Origin of the sequence: Vibrio sp. SCSIO 43086, from assembly GCF_051132235.1 — a bacterium.
GTDB classification, from domain to species: Bacteria; Pseudomonadota; Gammaproteobacteria; order Enterobacterales; family Vibrionaceae; genus Vibrio; species Vibrio diabolicus.
Map to the genome: position 1 here is coordinate 1435395 of NZ_CP072678.1, position 16354 is coordinate 1451748.

Annotated in this window: 13 protein-coding genes; 9 read left to right on the plus strand and 4 right to left on the minus strand. The window is 45.0% G+C overall.

Features of this window, described 5'->3' with window-relative positions:
• Positions 1-111: 111 nt before the first annotated feature.
• Together J8Z23_RS22635 and J8Z23_RS22640 are read left to right on the plus strand one after the other, a co-directional pair.
• Entirely contained in the window at positions 112-1011 is a 900-nt protein-coding gene (locus J8Z23_RS22635) for a LysR family transcriptional regulator (RefSeq protein ID WP_005375112.1), read from the plus strand.
• Positions 1012-1132: 121 nt separating this feature from the next.
• Positions 1133-3166: a prolyl oligopeptidase family serine peptidase gene (locus J8Z23_RS22640; RefSeq protein ID WP_434635441.1), complete on the plus strand. Its 2034-nt coding sequence runs from the start codon at positions 1133-1135 to the stop codon at positions 3164-3166.
• A 241-nt stretch (positions 3167-3407) separates the two neighbouring features.
• Here the strand turns inward: J8Z23_RS22640 and J8Z23_RS22645 are convergent, their stop codons facing one another.
• Together J8Z23_RS22645 and J8Z23_RS22650 are read right to left on the minus strand one after the other, a co-directional pair.
• Positions 3408-5039, minus strand: a complete 1632-nt coding sequence (locus J8Z23_RS22645) for an ABC transporter ATP-binding protein (protein WP_301567110.1) — start codon at positions 5037-5039, stop codon at positions 3408-3410.
• An 85-nt stretch (positions 5040-5124) separates the two neighbouring features.
• A complete protein-coding gene (locus J8Z23_RS22650; protein WP_434635442.1) occupies positions 5125-5622 on the minus strand; it encodes a hypothetical protein in 498 nt (165 codons plus the stop codon).
• 187 nt (positions 5623-5809) lie between these two features.
• On the opposite strand from J8Z23_RS22650, the gene J8Z23_RS22655 reads away from it, so the two are divergent.
• The 3 genes from J8Z23_RS22655 (at position 5810) to J8Z23_RS22665 (ending at position 11451) form a co-directional block, all read left to right on the plus strand.
• Positions 5810-8170 (plus strand): Lon protease family protein, encoded by a 2361-nt coding sequence (locus J8Z23_RS22655; RefSeq protein WP_005394880.1) that lies wholly within the window; start codon positions 5810-5812, stop codon positions 8168-8170.
• Between the two features lie 294 nt (positions 8171-8464).
• On the plus strand, positions 8465-10093 hold the full coding sequence (locus J8Z23_RS22660) for a methyl-accepting chemotaxis protein (protein ID WP_005394881.1): 1629 nt from the start codon (positions 8465-8467) through the stop codon (positions 10091-10093).
• A gap of 398 nt (positions 10094-10491) precedes the next feature.
• Positions 10492-11451, plus strand: coding sequence for a porin (locus J8Z23_RS22665; RefSeq protein WP_005394882.1), 960 nt, complete (start codon positions 10492-10494; stop codon positions 11449-11451).
• 122 nt (positions 11452-11573) lie between these two features.
• Here the strand turns inward: J8Z23_RS22665 and J8Z23_RS22670 are convergent, their stop codons facing one another.
• Entirely contained in the window at positions 11574-12320 is a 747-nt protein-coding gene (locus tag J8Z23_RS22670; RefSeq protein ID WP_434635443.1) for a flagellar brake protein, read from the minus strand.
• 127 nt (positions 12321-12447) lie between these two features.
• On the opposite strand from J8Z23_RS22670, the gene J8Z23_RS22675 reads away from it, so the two are divergent.
• Together J8Z23_RS22675 and J8Z23_RS22680 are read left to right on the plus strand one after the other, a co-directional pair.
• The gene (locus J8Z23_RS22675) at positions 12448-12723 is read left to right on the plus strand and encodes a GNAT family N-acetyltransferase (RefSeq protein WP_301658881.1); all 276 of its coding nucleotides are present in this window, start codon (positions 12448-12450) and stop codon (positions 12721-12723) included.
• Between the two features lie 2 nt (positions 12724-12725).
• Complete coding sequence (locus J8Z23_RS22680) at positions 12726-13700, plus strand: phosphotransferase (protein WP_434635849.1); 975 nt, start codon at positions 12726-12728, stop codon at positions 13698-13700.
• Positions 13701-13728: 28 nt separating this feature from the next.
• On the opposite strand, the gene J8Z23_RS22685 is transcribed toward J8Z23_RS22680, so the two are convergent.
• Positions 13729-14244 (minus strand): GNAT family N-acetyltransferase, encoded by a 516-nt coding sequence (locus J8Z23_RS22685; RefSeq protein WP_053340260.1) that lies wholly within the window; start codon positions 14242-14244, stop codon positions 13729-13731.
• Between the two features lie 395 nt (positions 14245-14639).
• Here J8Z23_RS22685 and napG point away from each other — a divergent pair, with 395 nt between their 5' ends.
• On the plus strand, positions 14640-15410 hold the full coding sequence (gene napG, locus J8Z23_RS22690) for a ferredoxin-type protein NapG (protein ID WP_015313573.1): 771 nt from the start codon (positions 14640-14642) through the stop codon (positions 15408-15410).
• The gene (napH, locus tag J8Z23_RS22695) at positions 15410-16264 is read left to right on the plus strand and encodes a quinol dehydrogenase ferredoxin subunit NapH (RefSeq protein WP_301658880.1); all 855 of its coding nucleotides are present in this window, start codon (positions 15410-15412) and stop codon (positions 16262-16264) included. Before napG ends, napH begins: the two co-directional genes overlap by 1 nt.
• Positions 16265-16354 lie beyond the last annotated feature (90 nt).

A 16354-nucleotide genomic window follows, 5' to 3' on the forward strand; every position in this document is an offset into this window, starting at 1 on the left:
GGTGACTTTTTGTTGTAATGGTTTTGTTAATTTGGCGTGAATTTACTCCTTTATTTTTTGTTGATATAGGGAAATAATGAAAATAATTAATTCCAAAAGTGACATAATCGTATGAGAGCAGACGACTTAATCCTATTTTCTCAAGTAATCGAACTGGGCAGTTTTAGTAAGGTTGCAGAAGCAAATAACCTTACAAATTCGGTAGTTAGCAAAAGAATGGCAAGGTTGGAGGAAGAGATAGGGGCGCAGCTATTATATCGAACAACGCGTAAATTGACCTTAACCGAAGCAGGTAAGGTGTTACTCCACAGTGCTAAAAATGTGAAGCAGGCCACTCAGGAGGCTATGGACGCTGTTGCAGGCTTTGGAGAGAATGTGAGCGGTCACATAAAAATGTCCGTGCCTTGTATCTCTGGAGATTTGATACTTGCTGATGCCGTTGCGGAATTTTGTAACCTTCATCCGGGTCTGACCGTGGACATGTCATTGGATAACCGCTTTGTCGATTTGGTGGCTGATGGTTACGATTTAGTCATTCGAACTGGCTACCTAGCCGATTCCAGTTTGATCGCACGACATATTCTCGATTCCCAATGGGTGGTATGCGCGTCCCCTTCATATATCGCTAAAAATGGGAAGCCGATCGAGCCGATTGATCTCACCACGCACAATTGTCTGCAATACGCTTACCAAACCACAGGTGCAACAGACTGGGAGTTTAAAGGCGAAGATGGTAATTACATCGTCAAAGTATCGGGCTGCTTTTCTACTGATAACGCGACCGCATTACGTAAAGCCGCTCTGGGCGGCCATGGTATAGCTTACGTCCCGCGATGCTTGGTGTATCACGATATTCGCAATGGCCAACTGGTGGATATTTTTCCTGAACTAGTGGGTAAAAAGTTGGGTATCTATGCGGTGTACCCGTTTACTCGTCAACCACCGAATAAAGTGAAACTGCTTATTGAGCACATTCGTGATCGTTACTTAACGATATCTCATTATTTCTAGTCCCTTCATAGATTTAAAACAATGTCGTTGAAATCAATATTGGGTGCTCTAAGGTAATCACCGCAATAAAACGATATGAAAATAAACAACTTAATAAAAACAACGGAGTAACACGGACGTTATGCATTACCCAAAAACACGTAAAGATTCTGTCGTGGACACTTACTTTGGTCACGACATTGCCGACCCTTATCGCTGGTTAGAAAATGATCGCAGCGAAGAAACCGCACAATGGGTTTCGGGTCAAAACTCAGTGACCTTCGATTTTCTTGGTCAGGTCCCGTACCGCCAACAAATCCGTGACTTGGTCGCGAACAGCCAAAACTACGAAAAATATTCCCAGCCATTTGTACGTGGTGACTACACCTATTTCTACAAAAACGACGGTTTGCAAAACCAAAGCGTATTGTATCGCCGTAAAGGCGAGGGAGAAGCCGAAGTCTTCCTTGACCCAAATACGTTCTCTGAAGAGGGCACGACCTCTCTTGGCGAAGTCAGCTTCTCGAAAGATTATCGTTTGGTCGCGTATTCCATCTCGGAAGGGGGCAGTGACTGGCGCAAGATCTTTGTTATTGATGCGGAAACCAAAGAACAGTTAGAGCCTGAGATTGTGGATGCGAAGTTTACGTCGATTTCTTGGCTGGGCAGCAAAGGCTTCTATTACTCAAGCTATGATAAGCCGCAAGGCAGTGAGTTATCTGCGCGAACTGAACATCACAAGCTTTATTATCATGAACTTGGTACACCTCAGTCTGAAGATAAAGTGATTTTCGGTGAGTTGGATACGCAGGTTCACCGTTATGTGTCTGGTACCACGACGACGGACGATTGCTTCCTCATTATTTCTGGCGCAGAATCCACATCGGGTAATCGTCTGTTTTATATCGATTTACAGTCTGAGTCCCAAGCGATTGTGACGCTTCGTGATACAACGCAAGGCGACACCTACTTGATTGATAGCCAAGACGAAACCTTGCTGCTTTACACCAACCTAGATGCGCCGAATGGCAAAGTTGTCAGCTACAACACCCGAACAGCGCAATGGATGGATGTGATTGCTGAACAAGAACAGCCGTTAGAAATCAGCAAAGGTGGCGGTTATCTGTTTGCGACTTATATGGTGGATGTACTTTCTAAAGTGCAGCAGTTTAACTACCGAGGTGAGTGGATTCGAGATGTTGAACTGCCGGGAGAGGGTACGGCTTATGGTCTAGCGGGTAAAAAAGAAGAAACCACGCTGTATTACACCTTTACTAACTACGTGACGCCACCGACGATCTTCTCATTTGATGTTGAGTCTGGTGAATCGACGCTGTTTCAAGAATCAAAAGCGCCATTCGATCGCAGTGAGTATGAATCAAAACAGGTGTTCTACACCTCAAAAGATGGCACGCAAGTTCCGATGATCATCTCATACAAGAAGGGCATCGCGCTTGATGGCAGTGCGCCAACCATGCTGTATGGTTACGGCGGTTTTAACATCAGCCTCACTCCGATGTTTTCTGGCAATGTGGCCAACTGGCTGGAATTGGGTGGTATTTACGCTGTCGCCAACATGCGAGGCGGCGGTGAATACGGTAAAGCTTGGCACAACGCAGGCACTCAGCAGCAAAAGCAAAACGTATTTGATGACTTTATTGCTGCGGCGGAATACCTGATTGAAAACGACTACACTAGCTCCGAGCGTCTAGCGATTCGTGGTGGTTCAAATGGCGGCTTGTTGGTTGGTGCGTGTATGACGCAACGTCCTGAGTTATTTAAGGTGGCGCTGCCAGCCGTAGGTGTGCTTGATATGCTCCGTTACCACACGTTTACGTCTGGAGAAGGCTGGAAGTATGACTATGGCACCTCTGAGCAAAGCGAAGCGATGTTCCAATACTTGCTTGGCTACTCTCCTGTTCATAATGTAAAAGAAGGCGTGCAGTATCCTGCGACATTGGTGACAACCGCCGATCACGACGATCGTGTGGTTCCAGCACATTCGTACAAGTTTATTGCGGAGCTGCAAGACAAGCAGCAAGGTGCTAATCCAGTATTGATACGCATTGATGTCAATGCTGGTCATGGTGCAGGGATGCCGCTGAGTAAGCAAATTGACCTCACCACAGACGTGTATGCATTTACGTTACATAATATGGGTATTGAGTCGATTTAATGCATTAGTTGCTCGAAGCTTCTGAGAATAAAAAATGCCGCGACACTGTCGCGGCATTTTTCATGGTTGGGGGAACTCAATTCATACTGTTTGCTTGTATGTGAGCCAGGTTGACTAAGTCTGACTCTTGAACCAACCAGTCTCGGCGGCCAAACCGAAAGGCAGCTGCGCCATTCTTAAGACAAGATGAACTTATCACCTTTTCTTAATCCTAGTTTATGAATATGAAACTGTGATGAACCTAAGCCGCATTGTGCTGATTTTCACTGTTTTCAAGATCAAATGAGGCATCTATCAGTTTTTTCGTGTAGTCATTTTTAGGGTTTTGGAAAATATTTTCGGCCGTACCTTGTTCCATGACCTCGCCCTTTTGCATGACTAGAACACGATCAGAAAGGGCTTTGACGACTGATAGATCGTGGCTAATAAACAAGTAGCCAATATTATGCTTTTTCTGCAAATCTTTCAGAAGGTCAATCACAGTCAGTTGAACTGAGCGGTCCAATGCAGAGGTCGGCTCATCAAGCAAAATAAACGAAGGTTCAAGGATCAGTGCTCGCGCGATAGCAATACGCTGACGCTGGCCTCCTGAAAACTCGTGCGGATAACGGTTGATGGACGCGGGATCTAAGCGAACCTCTCGAAGCACGTCGCGTGCTTTCTGCATACGTTCTTTTTTACTCAACGTTGGCTGGTGGACAGTTAATCCTTCAGTGATGATCTCGCCGATAGTCATACGAGGAGAAAGCGAACCATAAGGGTCTTGGAACACCATCTGAACGTCTTTTTTCAGCTCAAAACGTTCTTTGTTTGTTAGCAAAGCCATATCTTGGCCTTTGTATTCGATTTTACCTGTGGATGGCAAGAGACCTATCAATGCGCGGCCGAGGGTAGACTTGCCTGAACCGGATTCCCCAACAATCCCGAGTGTTTCCCCTTGTTTAAGCTCAAGAGAAATGCCTTTTACCGCTTCGAAGTACTCATTTTTACTGGCAATAAAATGCGACTTTATCAAGAATTTGACTCGTATATCGTCAGCTTTTAATAGTTGTGTAGCACTCTCGCTAATAGGGTCCTTACTGCCTTTTGGAATAGAATTGATCAGCATACGTGTGTATTCGTGCTTTGGGTCTTCGAAGAGTGTTTGCGTTTCGCCTTCTTCGACGACTTCCCCTTTACACATCACAATGACACGGTCGGCAAAGTGTTTTACAACGCCTAAATCATGAGTAATAAAAAGTATCGCCATGCCCATCTGAGCCTGAATTTCTTTAATCAGGTGCAGCACTTCTGCTTGAACCGTGACATCTAACGCGGTGGTTGGTTCGTCGGCAATTAAAATATCGGGTTCGTTAATCAGTGCCATTGCAATCATGATGCGTTGCAACTGACCGCCAGAAAACTCGTGCGGATATTTGCTGTACGCTTTCTCTGGCTCTGGCATGTGAACCAGTTCAAACAGCTCTAACACTCTCGCTTTGGCTTTCCGTCTATCCACTGGACGGTGGCACATGATGGCCTCAGCGACTTGGATCCCCACCCGCATGTATGGATTCAATGAGGTCATCGGCTCCTGAAAAATCATACCGATACGATCACCGCGAATGCTTTGCATTTCACGCTCCGTTTTATCCAAGATGGAGCTACCCTCAAACATGATGGATGAGTTCGTATGCAAAATAGCGTTGTCTGGCAATAGTTTCATCAGTGCATTGGTTGATACTGACTTGCCAGACCCAGACTCGCCAACGATGGAAAGCGTCTCGCCTGCTTTTAAATCGAAGCTAACATTCTTTACTGCATCGACGATCCCATCGTTTGTCGTAAAGCTGACCGATAGGTTATTCACCGAAAGAATGGTTTTAGAAGACATCACAGATCCTTGTGGTTGGTAAAGCAAATGATACTCAAGCAATGGACAGCACAAACCTAGCTGGCCTCAATGCTTGGATTCTAGATTAATTATAAAAGTGAGAAGGCGAAGACTTTGCCGAACTCATCGCTTGCAAATGCAAAAACTGCTCATGTGCGCGCGTCACATGGTCTAGCTCAATCATCCATTGAGCATTACGTTGAGCGGAGCAAAATGCCGCCATATGAGCTAACAAGTCTTCACTTTGTTGACCAAGTAAATGACCCACACGCTCAATAAGTTCATGATTCTCTAGTTGCAAGAATTGGAATAGTGCGTACGTTTGATTGAGTGTTGAAAAAGCATCGTGCTGTAATCCGAGTTTGTTGAGAATCTCCGATTGTGCGACGCACGCATCTCTCGCCCCGGTGATGAGACAGACAAACTGACAAGGTTTGGTTTGAGCATTTTCGAGCGCCGAATGAATGTGGTTGGGTAGATTGCTGAGTACATCGTCGTATAAACGATGTGCCTCGGGCCAGTGGCCTTGTTCCATCAGTTGCTCTGCTTTCAAGTAGCGCATCCAGCATTGCTCAATATTCATGTCCATCTCCACAAGAGTTGATTTGTTTTGATATTAAATGAAATTGATTATCAATTGCAAGTGCGTGTTGATATCACTTTTATGCTCATAAAATGTCCAATCAAACTAGGGTGGAAGGTAAATCACTTAAAATTAAGCAAATAATCTCTACACTCAAATGACGAAAATAAGAAAAAAGGAAGTGGATATGGCAATACTAAGATTGGAAGCTAAGCAGCTATATTCTGTAGCAGATCTAGAGAATATGCCATGTAAGTCGACCAAGGAGTTACCTCCAATTGATGAGATTGTGGGCCAAGAGCGCGCGCAAAAAGCGGTCGAGTTTGCGATGTCCATCAAAGAGAAAGGGTATAACATCTACGCCATTGGTCAGAATGGGCTAGGTAAACGCACCATGATCCTGCGCTATCTGAATCGTCACCAGCACGATGCAGCAGCCTTGTTTGATTGGTGTTACGTTGCGAACTTTGAAGATACCCGCACACCCAAGGTGTTGAAGCTGCCTTGTGGTATCGGGAATAAGTTACGTGTTGATATTGAAGCCTTAATGGGCAAACTACTGAATGCTTTACCCCTAGCGTTCGACAATGAAATGTACTTTAGCCGAGCTGAGCGATTAAAAAACCAATTGGCAGCGAAGCAACAAAACGAGCTGGACCGCATTAGCCGAGAGGCAAAAGAGAAAGGCATTAGCTTGACGCTTACCACACAAGGCGATTATCAGTTTGTCGCCATGAATGGTGACGAGCTTCATACGGAAGAGTCTTTTGATGCACTAAGTAAGAAAGAGCAAGAGCAGTTCAGTGATGCTATTGATGAACTCGAAGTACGATTACGTTCGATGGTCCGTGAACTCACAGAGTGGGAAGAAACTTACAGCGACAAAATCAAAAAGCTTAATGATGAAGTGACGCTCGATGTGATTACTCACTTCATTAAAAAGCTCAAAGTGGATTACGCAGAATATTCTGAAATCAAAACGTACTTAACTGAGCTGCAAAAAGATATCGTTGAAAACGCAGATATCTTCCTTGACCAAAGTGGTGAGCAAGGCGAAATTGCAACGGCGTCGTTGGATAAAAAATTGCCACGTCGTTATAAAGTGAACGTCTTGGTAAGTCGCAACAGCAGTGACTTTCCTATCGTGGTTGAAGAAAACCCCAATTACCATTCGCTCTTCGGTTCGATTGAGACAGCCACTTTCAAGGGAACCGTGTTTACCGACTTTTCGCTGATTCGTGCGGGGAGTTTGCATAAGGCGAATGGCGGCGTTCTGTTAATGGATGCACAGAAAGTGCTTGAACAGCCTTACGTTTGGGATGGTTTGAAGCGCGCACTGCGTGCTCGTCAATTGAGCTTTACCTCCCTAGAAAAAGAAGTGACATTGACAGGGGCGGTATCACTCGATCCCGAGCCTATCCCGCTCGACATTAAAATCATTCTGTTTGGTGACTACCGAACTTATCAATTACTGCAGCATTACGATCCAGAGTTCAGTGAGTTGTTCCGAGTGACAGCGGATTTTGAAGATGAGATGAAGCGAACGCCAGAGTCGGAACTGCACTATGCGCGCTTTATTTCTAGCGTCGTGAACGACAACAATATGCTGCACTGTGATAGAAAGTCCATGGGACGGATTATCGAATACAGTTCACGCTTGTCTGGTGATCAAACCAAGCTATCACTCCACTCTGCCAATATTGCGAATTTATTACGTGAGTCAAACTACGTTGCTCGTCAAGCCAACTCCAACATGATCCGTATCGGTCATGTGGAAGAGGCGCTCAAGAACCAAGAAATGCGAGTGAGCCGATTACGCGACAATGTGATGGAAACGTTTGTTAACGGTACAACCTTGATTCGCACTGAAGGGAAGGCTATCGGTCAAGTGAATGCCCTCTCGGTATTAAGCACTAGCGACTACATGTTTGGCGCGCCGAATCGCATCACCGCGACGACGTGTTACGGCGATGGGGATGTTATCGATATCGAACGCAGTGTGGATTTGGGCGGCAGTATTCACTCTAAAGGCGTGATGATTCTATCGGCCTACTTGTCTTCCGTGTTTGGTAAAACGGCGCGAGTACCATTAACCACAACGATTACGTTTGAGCAATCTTATGGAGGTGTCGACGGTGATAGTGCCAGCATGGCAGAGCTATGTGCTGTGGTGTCTGCTTTTTCAAAGCAACCAAACCGACAAGACATTGCGATTACAGGCTCGATGAATCAGTTTGGTGAAGCTCAGCCGATTGGTGGTGTGAACGAAAAAATTGAAGGCTTTTACGATGTGTGTGTGATTAAAGGTCGTCATGAAGGGCAGGGGGTCATTATCCCGCAATCTAACGTTCACAACTTGATGCTCCGTTCCGACATCGTGAAAGCAGTAGAAAAAGGTGAATTTAATATTTGGGCGATTGATCATGTCACTGAAGCCATCGAGCTGTTCACGGGGAAAGTCGCCGGTGAGCCAACCGATGAAGGTTCTTATCCAATAGATACGATTTTTGGCCTTGCTCAAGCTAAGCTCAATTCGTTGAGAAAATAGCCTAAAACAGCCCTAAATGTGAATGTATCTCATCATAAGTGATCACAATTTATCATAACGACAATATCCCGACACTACTGTCGGGATATTGTCAATAACAGATTGAAAATGGGGACTTTTTGTACTAGACAAAAGTGTGATCGACCTCTAATATTCGCCACTTGTTTATTCGTCTGGGAACTTTCCCGTCGCAAGGAAGCATAGATATTCAAATAACCGAAATGCAGCTTCAGTATTGAGAGTTGCTTGAGTTCGTTTGGATATAGGCATCACGCATACAACTGAGGTCCAGTCATGCAGTTATCACTGAAAAATTTGTCAGTACGAACGCAAATTTTGGTTCCGGTATTATTTACCGCGATTGTTTTGTTTATTGCTTTGTGGATTACTAAAAACAATCTTCAAGCTGAGCAAGATGTTATTGCTTCCAACCAAGAGTCTTTGGTTTTCCATAAAGACACTTTGGCGCGTATTGACGATGAAATTTATCCACTTCGTATTACAGCGGTTTACGCTATCTACGACGCTTCCCGTCGTGAAAATTTTCTTAATGAATTGAAAGAAGGCTTAAAGCAGGTTGAGGCTGATTTAAGTGCGATTGAAGCTCGTAATCTGTTTCGTGAAGATGCGATTAAAGTTCGCCAAGCGATCGAAGCCTATGTTCGATATTCAGAGCGCTCAGTGGCCTTCTTTAACCAGTACGATCAAGGCTTGAAATCGGACAGTGAGTACCGTGCATTCATTAAAGAGTACCGTAATGTTGGCCGAGAAATGGTTCAACAAATCAATACTCTGTCGAAGCATGTGAATGATCAAGCAGAGCAGTCAACCATAAGAAGCCATCAACAGAATGAGCGTGTACAAAACAACGCTATGTTGACAGTTCTTGCGGTATTTGCGTTCTCATTGGTGGGGGCGTGGATCTTATCAGGCATGATTGTTACGCCTATTCAAAAACTTCAAGAAGTGATGCGTCAGTTGGCAATGGGCAACTTATCAGTTCGCGCAGATGTAGATGGTGATAACGAAATTGCGAAGCTGAGCAAAGATGTTAACCAAACAGCAGAACAGCTTTATAACACGGTCGACCAGCTAACTCGTATTAGTGAAGAGGTTGCCTCGGCATCGACTGAGCTTGCCGCAGTAATGACGCAAGCAGAAGCGAATGCTCAGCTAGAGCTCGCTGAGATCGAACAAGTTGCATCGGCTGTTAATGAACTTGCTAGCACGGCAAACAACGTGAGCGATAACGCAACGTCTGCGGATTCGACAGCTCGCGAAGCTGATGGTCTTGCGCAATCAGGTCTGGCTATCTTCCAAGAGAGTGCAGAAGCAAGCGCACAGATGTCTCAGGCATTGAACGATGCAGCGCAAGTGGTACTGCGTTTAAAAGAGCAGTCGGTTCAGATCAACGACGTTATTGAAGTGATTCGCGGTGTCTCTGAGCAGACCAACTTACTCGCATTGAACGCTGCGATTGAAGCTGCGCGTGCTGGTGAGTCTGGTCGTGGTTTTGCGGTTGTTGCGGATGAAGTACGTATGCTCGCGGCACGCACGCAAGACTCGACTCAAGAGATCCAAACGATTATTGAAGAACTTCAAGCGCAGTCTGGGCTTGCGAATGACAGCATGCAAGTCAGCCTTGACATGCTCAGTCGTAACAACGAACTGACGCAACAAGCGAATGAGGCATTGGTTGGTATTACCGAGTCGGTAGCCAACATTAACGATTCAAACACGCAAGTAGCAACCGCAGCCGAAGAGCAGTCTCAAGTCACTCAAGACATCAACCGCAACGTGGTTAACATGTCTGAACTCGTTAACCAGAATGTGGCGGGTATTAGTCAAAGCGCAAGCGCGAGTACTGAGCTTTCATTACTTGCAGAGAAGCAGAAAGAGCAATTGAGCTTCTTTAAGCTTTAATTCGCTATTCGCCTAACAAAATGTATAAATCCCTGAGCTATTGCTTGGGGATTTTTTTGTTTGTGAGAAATTGATTTAAAATCAGGAAGTCTATCTAAAACAGTCATTTAGTGAAAATATTTTGCGAGCAAAATCACATATAATGAGATTGTTTTTACATTTTTTGCGTCAATTTTTTTTTGACGCGAACGATTTTTTTACCTCAACCGATAACTTGATGGTTGAGAGGTATTCATATCGTCATTTTACTTGGTGTTTTCTTCTATAAGTGCTGTTTATTCAACGCGTTGCGTGAAAAATAACAACTGCTACTATGCCGCCAGTTTTCTCGTTGGTACAGAAAAGTCCTGTTTTTCTGGTGAGAAAATACATATAAAACAATGATATGGAAAATAACAATGAAATTAAAAACTTTAGCTGTAGCAGTGGCGCTAATGGCATCAGGATCTCAAGTTGTCGCTTCAGAACTATACAACCAAGATGGCACTTCTCTTGAGATGGGCGGCCGCGCTGAAGCGCGTCTTTCTATGATGGATGGTAAGGCAAAAGACCGTACTCGCATCCGTCTTAACTTCCTAGGCAAACAGGAAATCAATGAAAACCTATACGGTGTTGGTTTTTGGGAAGGTGAGTTCGAAACAAAAGAAGAAGGTGCCGTAGATAACAACAGTGATCTTGAAACTCGTTACGCTTACGCAGGCCTAGGCGGTAAATACGGTGAAGTAACTTACGGTAAAAACGACGGTGCATTATTCGTTCTTACTGATTTTACCGATATTATGGCTTACCACGGTAACACTGCAGCACTTAAACTGCCTGTATCTGACCGTACAGACAACATGCTTTCTTACAAAGGCCAATTCGAGCAACTAGCTGTACGTGCTAGCTACCGCTTTGCTGATCGCACAACAGATGCAAAAGGTTTTACAGACAACGAGGAAGATGGCTTCTCTCTATCTGGTATCTACGCATTTGCTAATACTGGTATTGAACTAGGTGCTGGTTATGCAGACCAAAACGATAGTGATGAGTTCATGCTTGCTGCTGCATACTCTGTAGGTGATTTCTACTTCGCTGGTAACTACACAGGCGCAGACGTGGATGTTGCAGGTGAGTCTGCGGATTACAAAGGCTACGAACTAGCTGCATCATACACTATGGGTCAAACTGTATTTACTTCTACATTCAACAAAGGTGAGCTAGAAGATGCTGATACTGTAGAAAACCTAGCTGTTGATGTTACTTACTACTTCAAGCCTAACTTCCGTGGCTACGCATCATACAACTTCGATCTAATGGATAACGAAGGTGCTGATGAAAAAGATGAGCTAGCGCTAGGTCTACGTTACGACTTCTAAGTCGAAACTGTTATCTAAGATTCTGCCTTATTCTTAGTAAACAAAACCCCTTACTTTACAGTAAGGGGTTTCTTGTTTTCCGGGTATCAAAACTGGCCGCTACTTGGTGCTCGTTATCAAAGCTACCTTTTTAGTGTGAGTTTAGTCCCATCAAATTTTAGGTGACTCAGGAGACTTTTAGCGTTGGTTTTACCAACCTCATCAAACTCCATTCCATAGCGAGCATGGTGTGTCGATTTTTGTAAGTTACAAATACGACCTCTCAATGGCGCGAGCATGTGGCTTTCACCGGGCATGGTTAGGTCCAATGAAACGCGATCACCAACCTGAAGTGGTCGGCTCATTGGTGATGTCACAAAGCGGCACCCACTACGAGATAAATCTCTTATCTCGCATTCAGTTCGATAGGCTTCTAAACAAACGCGAGCCCTCAAATTCACTTCGTAACGTACTTCTTTACGAAGCTGAAAGACCTGCATGGTGTTAGGTAGATTTAGCACTAAAATTGGATACGGGTCGCCGAGTCGGTGCTGCAATTGCGCCCGAAATGGAATGACAGCACCTTCCCCTCGATGAGAGTACGCTTTTACATTGATCCAAAAGCCTTCTTGAAAATAGAATTTCAAGTCCTCATCGGAGATGTTCGGAACCTCTATCAATGCGGTATTATTTGAGTGACAGCCGACAAATGTGCTGGTTGTAATAAACTTGGTACCAACAGGTGTCGTGACGTTTAAACTTACTTCACTGCCATGTTCGACCATTGCCATTGCATCGGTGCTATTTAGTGTACTTGCCTGACGTTCGGGTGCCTTCTTGCTTTGCAGAGGTAGTTTGCCGTCTCTGGCAATAGGGCTCATATTTCTCATTATTATTGTCGTACCTGATTTGAGAAGGTAAGGGCGTGAAGTGACAGAGCACTTCCGCATGGTGTTGATTCTATTCAGTGATATAGTTTGATTCAATCAATCCGTAACAAAAATTAGAGAGCAAGATATGCATAAAGTGACTTATGAAGTTGAAAACAACACATTTTGGGTTGATTTAGAACAAGGTTATAAAGCCAAGGTGGTTTATCAGCTTGAGAATAATGTCATGCACATCACATCAACCGTAGTTCCTGAAGCATTACGAGGTAAAGGGTACGGAAAAGTGATGATGGAAGCGGTATTGCTAGAAATTGAGGCACTCGGTTATCAAATCAAACCAGTCTGTCCATATGTCATTCATTATATGGAGAAAAACCAAGCGTGGTCACATCTGCTTGCATGATGATGAACGACAACCACCAACGTTACCAAAGCATTGGCCAGGAGCTAAAGCTCGGGAATTATCAATCGGTAGAAGTCATACAATCGCTATGGGGAGGCTATGGTGAGTTAGTCCGAGTTAATTATTCAACTTGTTCGGTGATCATTAAGCATGTAAAACTCCCTAAGCCTTCAGAGCATCCAAGAGGTTGGAATACTGACCGATCTCACCAAAGAAAGCTGCACTCTTATCAGGTGGAAGTGAATTGGTATACGCATTTTTCCAGAGAGGTGAGCACTCGCTGCCGAGTACCACAAGGTCTAAAAACGTTCCAATCGGAGAATGAATGGCTCATCGTGATGGAAGATCTCGCCGAGGCGGGCTTTCCAAAAGTCATCACAGATGCAAAGCTAGAGCATCTACGAGCCTGCCTTGCTTGGTTGGCGAACTTTCATGCGCGCTACATCGGTGTTCGCTCGGATAAGCTGTGGCATAGCGGCACGTATTGGCACTTGGCAACCAGACCCGATGAGCTTGAGGTGCTGCAAGACACCGAGCTAAAAAATGCCGCTCAATTAATTGATCAAACGCTTTCGCAAGCCAAGTTCAAGACGCTTGTACACGGTGATGCCAAATTGGCGAACTTCTGTTTTGATCGAGAAGAATCAAGCGTTGCTGCGGTCGACTTTCAATACGTCGGACATGGCTGTGCGATGAAAGACGTAGCACTGTTCATGAGCAGCGCCGTCAAGCCAGAACGTTGTGCAGAGATGGAAGTTTGGGTCTTGGATACGTATTTTGCTCAGTTGCAACAGGCGTTAATGGTTTATCATCCGAATCTTGACCCCAATGAAGTCGAGCGCGAATGGCGTCCTTTGTTTGCGGTTGCGTGGGCTGACTTTCAACGCTTTGTGAAAGGCTGGAGCCCTGATCACTGGAAGATCAATCCTTACACAGAAGCATTGACTAGCAGAGCGCTGACTCACTTACGAAAGTGAGTAGAAGTTTAAAAAGAAAAGCCTCCAATTAGGAGGCTTTGATATACTTTTTACTTGGCCTGATACGTGCCATGTAATAGGTATTGATGAACTCGCCATCTCGGAAGGAGCCATCAATGGCTTCGCCCTCAATTTGAAATCCATGCTTTTTGTACAGCCCAATGGCGGCGCCATTATCGGCGTTGACTTCTATCTGAATTCTTCTCACGTTTAGCCAGTTATCTGCCAGTTCAGTGACTGTTTCAATCAACTTGCTACCAATACCGAGCCCATGGAAGCTGTCATGCACTCCGATGCCAAATGATGCTGTGTGCATTGTTCTTGGACGCTGCGAGTGATGAAAGCCAATGTTACCCACTACTTTACCATCGATTTCAGCTACGTAGCTGTAAACGCCAGCGGGCATATTTGACAATCGTTCTACCCACATTGCGAGCGAAGGTTTTGGGAGTTGCAGGGTTTCACGTTGTGCTTTTGGTTGTGAATAGATTTCTACGAGTGCCGCTGCGTCTTCAACGGTTGTTGGACGTACGATAATTTCCATGCTTCTCTCCTTCGCTTTTTAGTATTAATTTTCAATCTAACCACAGTTCCTTATTTTGGATAGTATTTTTTTAAGTTTGAGAGATAAACACCTTTTAAATTAGGTTGTTATAGCGATGTTTTTCTAAAATTTAGTAGTCATTTATCTTTGAATTTAGCGAATAGATTGCAAAGGTGTTGAATTATTGTACTGAAAATGGCGTGCACGGCAGAGTATCGTGGTGAATTTCATTTTGGAGGAAATAAATGGAATTATTCAAACTGTGACGACGGCACTGTACATCAGTTGACTTGAATCAATTGAGGGTGGAGTTACCTCTTATGAGGTATGGGGAAGAGGTACGTTTAGCGCTATTTATGCTTAACTTGATAAAGGAGTTTCGTTGAGGAAATAGCATGAAATCCTCTCAGTCTAAAACATCGCAAAGTCGGCGTCGATTTTTGCGTGATACTGTCCGAACTGCGGCAGGCGTTGGCGCAGCGGCGTGTGTGTTGGGCTTACAATCGCTGCAAAGCCAAGCTCGAGAAACTAAAGGTGTGCCTATTCGCCCACCCGGTGCATTGCCAGAAGGCGATTTCGAATCAGCCTGTATTCGATGTGGCTTGTGTGTTCAAGCATGCCCTTACGACACATTGAAACTCGCGACATTACTTTCTCCTGTAGCCACTGGTTCTCCTTACTTTACTGCGCGCGATATTCCCTGCGAAATGTGCGAAGACATTCCTTGTGTGGTGGCTTGCCCGAGTGGGGCGCTGGATCCGAAGCTAACCGATATTGATGATGCTCGCATGGGGACAGCGGTTCTTATTGACCATGAAACTTGCCTTAACTGGCAAGGATTACGATGCGACGTTTGTTATCGCGTTTGTCCGCTGATTGATGAAGCCATCACGTTAGAGATGGTTCACAATGACCGAACCGGTTATCACGCCAAACTTATCCCAACAGTGAATTCCGAAGTGTGTACCGGATGCGGTAAGTGCGAACAAGCGTGCGTGTTGGATGTCGCTGCTATTAAAGTCGTCCCGACGGATTTGGCGAAAGGCAAAGTGGGCAGTCACTACAATTTTGGTTGGAAAGAGATCGACAAACCACTCGAAAATATCCTCCCTAGTGAGACGCCTGTACCGGAAGGTGCGCTTGAATCGCTAAAAGGAGGTAAGTAATGGCAAAGAACTTAGCTCAAAATGCTGGCAAAGAAGTGGTAGAAAAGCTTGGTTGGTGGCGCGCGCATCGGTTTCTGGTTTTACGTCGGCTATGTCAGCTCACCATCATTGCGCTGTTTATGGCTGGGCCGACATTAGGGGTTCTAACCGGTAACCTCTCATCGAGTATGTTGCTCGATACGGTCCCTTTAAGTGACCCGTTAATTGTGCTTCAAGCTTTGGCGACAGGGCATATACCGGAGTTTAATGCGTTGTTAGGCGTAGTGATTGTCGTGGTGTTCTATGCGATTTTAGCACCGCGCGCATTTTGTGCGTGGGTGTGCCCGTTAAATATCGTGACAGATTTGGCGGCTTGGCTGCGCAGAAAGCTCAACATTAAAGCGAGCTATCGTTGGTCTCCTACTATTCGTTATTGGCTGATCCCTGTTTTGATGTTGGGTAGTGCTCTGTCTGGCGCGATTCTTTGGACATGGTTAGATCCAGTGGCGGCATTGCATCGCGGATTGGTGTTTGGTATGGGCGCAGGTTGGGTGTTGATCGCACTGGTGTTCGTACTGGATTTACTCTTAGTTGAGCATGGGTGGTGTGGGCACTTATGTCCACTGGGTGCTACCTATGGTGTGATAGGCCGAAAAAGCCTGTTGCGCGTTACTGCTGTTCGCCGCGAAGATTGCACCAAATGCATGGATTGCTTTTACGTCTGCCCAGAACCTGAGGTGCTTCGACAACCATTGAAAGAGGGAGATCGTCGAGTTATGGATCAAAACTGCATTAGCTGTGGCCGCTGTTTGGATGTGTGTCCAGAACATGTGTTTGAATTTAAGAATCGTCTAACAGTAAAGAATATCGATTAAGTTACTGAGCCTCATCACTGGCGTTTTTACCTATTTCTCTCGATATTTCAACATCGCGCTTAACCAAGGAATTGAGTGCGATGTTTATTT